We start from the raw sequence: 1140 nt of genomic DNA, 5'->3' as shown, positions 1-1140 counted from the left end.
GCGGGGGATGCGGTCACCGATCTGGGCGCGGCGGCGGTGTGGGGGTTGGTGCGCTCGGCGCAGTCGGAGAATCCGGGCCGGTTCGTGCTGATTGACCTGGATGGGCAGGAGATCTCGGCATCGGTGCTGTCCGGGGTGCTGGCCTCGGGTGAGCCGCAGGTGGCGGTGCGTGGGGGTGAGGTGCGGGTTGCCCGGCTGGTACGGGTGGTGCCCGGCTCGGATTCCGGTGATGGCTCTGGCTCCGAGCGTGGCGTTGACCTCGCGTCCGGCTCTGGTTTGAGTGAGGATCGTGCCTGGGATCCGGAGGGAACTGTCCTGATCACCGGTGGGACGGGTGGTCTGGGGGCGTTGTTCGCGCGGCATGTGGTGGCCGAGCGGGGGGTGCGGCGTCTGCTGCTGACCAGCCGCCGGGGCCTGGACGCCCCCGGCGCGCTGGAACTGCGGGCCGAGCTGATCGCGCACGGGGTCGAGGTCGAGATCGCCGCCTGTGATGTGGCCGATCGGGACGCGGTGGCGGCGTTGCTGGCGAGGGTGGATCCCGGGCATCCGCTGACCGCGGTGATTCATACCGCGGGTGTGCTGGACGACGGGACGATTCCGTCGCTGACACCGGAGCGGTTGGAGACGGTGTTGCGGCCGAAGGTGGACGCGGCCTGGTATCTACATGAGCTGACTCGTGATGGGGGCTTGGCCGACTTCATCGTGTTCTCGTCGGTGGCGGGGGCGTTCGGTGGGGCGGGTCAGGGTAACTACGCGGCGGCGAACGCGTTCCTGGACGCGTTGGCGGAGTATCGGCGGGCGCAGGGGTTGGCCGCGCGGTCGCTGGCGTGGGGGCCGTGGGCGCAGGACGCCGGGATGACCGGTGGGTTGGACGAGGTCGATCTGCGACGGATGACGCGGGCGGGGATGTCGCCGTTGTCGGTGGAGCAGGGGCTGGCGTCGTTCGACGCGGTGGATGCGGTGGATCGTCCGGTGCTGGTGGTCGCGCGGCTCGACCTGGCGGCGGTGCGGGCGCGGGGCGAGGTGCCGTATCTGCTGCGTGGGCTGGTGCGGGGGGTTCGTCGGTCGGCGGTGTCGGGGTCGGTGTCGGGTGACGGTGCGCTGGTGCGGCGGTTGGCCGGGTTGGGTGAGGCCGATCGG

1 protein-coding gene is annotated in these 1140 nt (G+C 71.5%); it reads left to right on the top strand.

Annotated elements, in window-relative coordinates; all coding sequences use genetic code 11:
• A partial coding sequence (locus ABZ260_RS51395; RefSeq protein ID WP_355633338.1) for a beta-ketoacyl reductase occupies positions 1-1140 on the top strand: 1140 nt, incomplete at both ends.

Source organism: Streptosporangium sp. NPDC006013, assembly GCF_040614275.1.
Taxonomy (GTDB): domain Bacteria; phylum Actinomycetota; class Actinomycetes; order Streptosporangiales; family Streptosporangiaceae; genus Streptosporangium.
The sequence above is the reverse complement of the archived record's forward strand: the minus strand, read 5'-3'. Positions and strand labels throughout refer to the sequence as shown.